The 6094-nt window shown below is 34.9% G+C and carries 5 protein-coding genes; 2 read left to right on the plus strand and 3 right to left on the minus strand.

Annotation, left to right across the window (positions count from 1 at the left end):
- Positions 1-1079 precede the first annotated feature (1079 nt).
- Positions 1080-1829, plus strand: a complete 750-nt coding sequence (locus tag F6K22_RS28135; RefSeq protein ID WP_293105702.1) for a hypothetical protein — start codon at positions 1080-1082, stop codon at positions 1827-1829.
- A gap of 111 nt (positions 1830-1940) precedes the next feature.
- Complete coding sequence (locus F6K22_RS28140) at positions 1941-2210, plus strand: hypothetical protein (RefSeq protein ID WP_293105703.1); 270 nt, start codon at positions 1941-1943, stop codon at positions 2208-2210.
- A 366-nt stretch (positions 2211-2576) separates the two neighbouring features.
- On the opposite strand, the gene F6K22_RS28145 is transcribed toward F6K22_RS28140, so the two are convergent.
- The 3 genes from F6K22_RS28145 to F6K22_RS28155 form a co-directional block, all read right to left on the minus strand.
- A complete protein-coding gene (locus tag F6K22_RS28145) occupies positions 2577-3344 on the minus strand; it encodes a pentapeptide repeat-containing protein (protein WP_293105704.1) in 768 nt (255 codons plus the stop codon).
- Between the two features lie 289 nt (positions 3345-3633).
- Complete coding sequence (locus F6K22_RS28150; protein ID WP_293105705.1) at positions 3634-4317, minus strand: pentapeptide repeat-containing protein; 684 nt, start codon at positions 4315-4317, stop codon at positions 3634-3636.
- An 826-nt stretch (positions 4318-5143) separates the two neighbouring features.
- Positions 5144-6085: an amino acid ABC transporter substrate-binding protein gene (locus tag F6K22_RS28155; RefSeq protein ID WP_293105706.1), complete on the minus strand. Its 942-nt coding sequence runs from the start codon at positions 6083-6085 to the stop codon at positions 5144-5146.
- Between the last annotated feature and the right edge of the window lie 9 nt (positions 6086-6094).

Genomic DNA, 6094 nt, shown 5'->3' on the forward strand with positions numbered 1-6094 from the left:
TCCATCTCCTCTGGCGGAGTGCTTCAGGAAATGTATTAACTCTGGCGTATAGAGTAATAGTCGGAAATTTTCACAACCCATCTCCTCTGACAGAGTGCTTCAGAAAATGAATTGATTATTGCTCTATACGCATGGGGAAGAAAAATGTCACTACCCATCCCCTCTGGCAGAGTGCTTCAGAAAATGTATTAACTCTGGCGTATAGAGCAATAGTCGGAAATTTTCACAACCCATCCCCTCTGGCAGAGTGCTTCAGAAAATGAATTGATTATTGCTCAATACGCAATAGTCAGAAATTTTCACAATCCATCTCCTCTGGCGGAGTGCTTCAGGAAATGTATTAACTCTGGCGTATAGAGTAATAGTCGGAAATTTTCACAATCCATCTCCTCTGGCGGAGTGCTTCAGGAAATGTATTAACTCTGGCGTATAGAGTAATAGTCGGAAATTTTCACAACCCATCTCCTCTGACAGAGTGCTTCAGAAAATGAATTGATTATTGCTCTATCCGCAATAGTCAGAAAATTTCACAATCCATCCCCTCTGGTGGGGTGCTTCAGAAAATGTATTGACTCTGGCATATAGAGCAATAGTCGGAAATTTTCACAATCCATCCCCTCTGGTGGAGTGCTTCAGAAAATGAATTGATTATTGCTCTATACGCATGGGGAAGAAAAATTTTACTATCCATCTCCTCTGGTGGGGTGCTTCAGAAAATGTATTGACTCTGGCATATAGAGCAATAGTCGGAAATTTTCACAATCCATCCCCTCTGGTGGAGTGCTTCAGAAAATGAATTAATTATTGCTCTATACGCAATAGTCAGAAATTTTCACCATCTCTTAGAACAATCCGTCATAACGCATCATTTTTAGATGTGTCAGTCAACTAGCTTGATTATAGCTAGCTTCCTTAGTAATACTAAACCTAGAGAAATTAAGAAACTCAAATAATTCTTCGGAAAGGAATACAATATGGCATTTCACAAACTGAAATTGAATCAGGTTTTTGGAATTTCACCAGATGTTCCTAAACATACATAAGTTAATAGAAATAATCTCGATCAAAAATTTAGATATTTGCTTGATTCTGGAAGCCACCTAGTTATTCATGGTGCTTCAAAACAGGGTAAAACAATGCTAAGAAGAAAAAATTTACCAGATGGAAAATGTATTAAAGTTCAATGTACAAACAGAACAGATATTAGTCATATATATTCTGAAATTATCAGGCATGCAAAAGTTAACGTATCAACTGAAATAACAAATAAAATTTCTGGTTCTGCAGATGCAAAAGGTACAGTTCCAGGACTTGAGTTAAAAGGAGTATTAAATATTGGCAGACAAGAAAAACACGGATTTCAAGGTTTTAGTTTAGATAACATAAACTACATTGCTGAAGTAATCCAAAAAACCAACAAAAAAGTAGTAATTGAAGACTTTCATTACTTATCAAAAGAAGTAAAGGAAAAATTATCATTTGACTTGAAAGTGTTTAGGGATTGCTCTGTTTCTTTTATTATTATGGGAGTCTGGTCAGAGGATAATATTTTATCTTACTACAACAGAGATTTAAGTCGTCGTATTGAAGAAATAGATGTTCGATGGAAAAACGAAGAACTCGAAAAAGTTCTTGAAATGGGAGAAAGAAAATTACAAATTTCCTTTAGCGATAATATCAAAAAATCTATCCTAGATGATTCTAATGGAAATGTCGGTTTATTGCAGCTTATTGCAGGAAAAGTTTGTTTAGCATCAGGCATTACAGATAATAATTCTAGAAGCAACCGTACTATTAGTAACATTAACTCTCTAGCAAATTGTCGTTGACAAATATGTAGAGAGCTAGTTCCAAGGTATCGTTTATTTAGTGAAAAATTTAGTAGAGGTTTTAATAATGAAGCAACCCAACCGATTTATGAGAGTTTACTACATATTTGCATGAAAGCAAGTGATGAAGAGCTACGGTTAGGTATACATAAAGACATGATTGCAGAGCGTCTCAAACATCTAGATATAGAAGTAAACTCACCATTGATCAATTATCTTAGAAGAATAGATAATCTACAGTCAATAAGTGGAGTTTCTCCCCTTGTTCTGTCTTATAATACAGATTCCCAAAAGGTTCAATTAGTAGATTACAAGCTTTTATTTTTTCGCAAATATATTGGAAAAGATAACTTACCTTGGCCGTGGTTACGACAAAATTAGCCTCAAGTTTATAACCTCTTTTTTTATATTATTTAGGGTTTGCTGATTAAATTTCCAAGTATTGATTCCTAAAGGTTTTAGCTGTTTTAGGTCTTGAAAAAGTACAGGGTTTTTGCTCCTTAAAGCTCATGCTAGTTAGGATTTTGGGTTGACAAGAGCCGAAAAATCACGAATTCAATTATTCCTTCTGCCTCCTCGCTCATTCCTTACTCTTCCTGTCTCCTGTCTCCTGTCTCCTGACTCCTACCCTCACCCATACATACTTTTTCAGCAAACCCTATTTATAATCATTTTCAGGAGATGAAAAAAATCAACCTTACTATTTCCAGAAGCACTGATAACTGATAACTGATAACTGATAACTGATTAAAATGCCAACCTTAATAAAGAAGGAAGTAAAGAACCAATAGCGTGTACAAATTGATTAGGCTTTTCTGGTTCTGGAGGATTCAAACGTAGGTCAATAATTTCAACCAAATATTGTGATAATTCCTCACCCTCTTTACTACCTTTAGAAACAAAAATTTCACGAGATTTTTCTGCATCTGCAAGAGCTGCATCAAGATTTCCCAAATCTGCAAAAGCCATACTTCTAGCAAAATAAGCAGCAGCTAAATCAGATTTCATACTAATAGCTTGGTTATAATATTTAACAGCATCCTTATAATGTCCTGCCTTTGCTTCTGCAATTCCTAACCGATAAAAATCCTCAGCTTCACCCACATTAGATGGCATTCCCACAACACCCAATAAAAAAGCATTTTTAAGGTCAACACCAGTTAAATTTGCACCAGTTAAATAAGCACTTCTTAAATCTGTACCAGCCAAATTTGCACCAGATAAATTCGCACCAGTTAAATTCGCACCAAATAAACTTGTACCAGCCAAATTTGCACCAGATAAATTCGCACCAGTTAAATTCGCACGACTGAGATTAGCTCCACCCAAATTAGCTCCCTCCAGGTTAGCACCTTGAAGATTTGCCAATACCAAACCAACACCAGTTAATTCACAATTTGGACATTGTTTACTAGATAGTAACTTTTGTGTATGTTGAAAATTCTCGGCAATAGCTGAAAGATTAGGATAAACTGTAGTAAAAACTAAGACAGCAGAAAAGATTTTGAGTCTCATTTTTTAAATCTTTAAAAAATAGCATATTTTGCTGCTATGTTAACACCAAATAAATAAATCTAATCCTAGATATGGAAAGTTAAGAAACCGGGTTTCTCAGGGGAAACTATAAAAGTCTCGGTGAAACAAGAAACCTAAATATGGAAGGTTAAGAAACCCGATTTCTCAGGGGAAACTACAAAAGTCTCGGTGGAACAATAAACCCGGTTTCCAGTTTCTAGATTAAGTTGGGATATTTGAAGCCTCTTCCCTTCTACCTTCTGTCCTCTATCTGCCTCCTGCCTTCCTCTCAAGTTGGGATAACTCTGCTAAATTCTTCATAACTTGTGCCATCTGGCATAACTGTTGCTTGGAGAGCTGCTCCACTCAAATTAATATCAGAAATATTAGCACCCAAAAAACTCGCTCCATTCAAGTCAGCAGCACTTAAAATAGCCTCTGTTAAATCTGCTCTCATTAGATTTGCTTCAATTAAGTCTGCTCCTGCCATGTCTGCTCTGGTTAGATTAGCACCAATTAAATCAGCTTCATTTAGAATAGCTCGTCGGAAATTAACACCATATAGGTTAGCTCCATGTAAATCTGTTTCATAAAGGATAGCTCTTGAGAGGTCAGCATCTATCATATTAACTTGACTAAAATTAACACGACTTAGGTCTGCTCTGGTTAGTTTTGCTCTTGTTAAATCTGCTTTGTTAAGTTTGGCTCCTACTAAAACGGCACCAGACAAATTTGCTTCACTTAGATCGGCTCCAATTAGATTCGCTCCACTGAGATTAGCTTTGGCCAGATTTACTCGACTGAGATTGGCCCTACTGAGGTTGGCATTTGTTAAGTCAGCTTCAAAAAAATTAGCACCTTCTAAGTTAGCTTCTAGTAAATGTACTTCATGTAAGTATAGACCACTAAAATTTCTTTCTCCTCTTGCATATTGCCTTAATAATTCGTCTATTTTCATTATTTGGTTAATCATAAATTTTCTTTGAAATATACTGGCAGCAGAATTAATAAACAGGATTTTATTTGATTAATTTTGTAACTCAAATTTATCCTGCCTCATTATTTTGATACAGGTATTCAAAGATTGATTCAGAAAATCATACTGTAATACCGTTTCACGGAATTCAGAATTCAGAATTCAGAAGTTAGATTGGATAGGCTAAAAAGTTTGACAAGACAACAGTTTGAGGCAATTATTTGACATTTAAAGTTTGAAACTACTTGTGACATCTTTAAAGTGAATTGGTATAAGTATTCAGCTATTAGCACTCAGCAGTCAGCTTTTTAATGAATAGATATCTCCAGAAAATAAATAATGGGACTTAAATCATTGCATACAACTAACTGAATCAAGAAAAATTTACCAGAAACAATCCTTTTTTATATCATGTCCGATTAAATAGTTCTAAATAAAGACGGAGAAGTCAGGAGTCAGGAGCGAAGAGAGGCAAAAAGAAGATATAAAAAGGAGAAAGTTTTTTTATCACTAATTATCCGGACATGATATTAGATCTTTTTCCTAAAAATATATTTCCTGTTGCCTGTTGCCTACTCTAGCAACAAGTCTATTGTTTTTCGGAGATGTCTAATTAATGAAGCAAGTATTCGTTTAACTTATACTAAATTTTCAACCAGAGAATTGAAGCAAGAGAATTGAAGCACAAGAACAACGAGTTTGAGTTGTCAACCGATACAATTGTCTGTCGAGAAATGTAGATATGTTTCGGAAGCTAATAGCTAATAGCTAACCGCTGAATGCTTACATCACTCATAGTTAAGAATTGCTATATTTTCAGAGATTATCTAAAGCTTTCATAAGGAAATTTACCTTTTTTCGGGTCAAACCACTGATGTAAAAGTTGGGTATTTTCATCACTAGCAATAGTAGTATCAACAAATTTATCCCAGTCTGAATTTGCCAGTGGCAAAATACAACCATAATTTTCAAAAGTAAAAGGAATTTTGGGAATTAGATCAAACTCATTAAAATTTTTATTTTGTTGCCAAACTGCTCCCAGTAACAAAATACCGTCACTAGCAATAGCATCAATTTTACCCTGAGATAATTCATTAATTCCTTCTGCTCTATCAGATACTGCTTGCCAATTTGCATTGGGATAAATAGGGCGAAATTCTTCTTCAGTAGTTGTGCCTTGTAATAAGCCTATTGATATTTTTTCTCTAGTACCTTTGATTGGGTCAAACCTTTCTGCATCTGTTTTTTTTACTAACAATTGAATTCCTGTAGTGAAAAAAGGAATAGAAAAATCCACTACTTCCTCCCTGGCATTATTAATAGTTGTAGCGGCACAGACAATATCTAGTTTTCCATCTTCGATTAACTGAAAACGTTCTTCTAGAGATATTTTTTGCAACTCTAGTTTTATGGGTTTCCCTAACTCTTGCTCTAGACGTTGATGAATTAATTTAATTAATTCAACTGAATAACCTTCCAATTGATTGGTTTGACTGTTGATGTAGCTAAATGGAACAGCATCACTTCTGACTCCCGCTTTTAGTACCCCTGTTTGTTGAATTTTTTCTAATACAGTTTCTGCCAAACTTGGCAGAGGAAAGCCAATAAAAAATATAGTGATTAAATAGCTAGTTATTTGATTTAAAAAGGAAGCAGCAAGCAGCAAGTAGGAAGAAGATGAGTTAATCATAAAAATCAATATAGGGAATAGGGAGTAGGAAGTAGATTGTATCGGAAGCAATAAAGAATAGGAAGTAGATTGCATCGGAAATAA

This window comes from Okeania sp. SIO2F4, assembly GCF_010672385.1.
GTDB lineage: Bacteria > Cyanobacteriota > Cyanobacteriia > Cyanobacteriales > Microcoleaceae > Trichodesmium.

Coding starts and splice junctions, on each gene's coding strand:
- F6K22_RS28155 (WP_293105706.1), bottom strand. CDS start 6,085: ATGCAATCTACTTCCTATTCTTTATTGCTTCCGATACAATCTACTTCC.
- F6K22_RS28140 (WP_293105703.1), top strand. CDS start 1,941: ATGAAAGCAAGTGATGAAGAGCTACGGTTAGGTATACATAAAGACATG.
- F6K22_RS28150 (WP_293105705.1), bottom strand. CDS start 4,317: ATGATTAACCAAATAATGAAAATAGACGAATTATTAAGGCAATATGCA.
- F6K22_RS28145 (WP_293105704.1), bottom strand. CDS start 3,344: ATGAGACTCAAAATCTTTTCTGCTGTCTTAGTTTTTACTACAGTTTAT.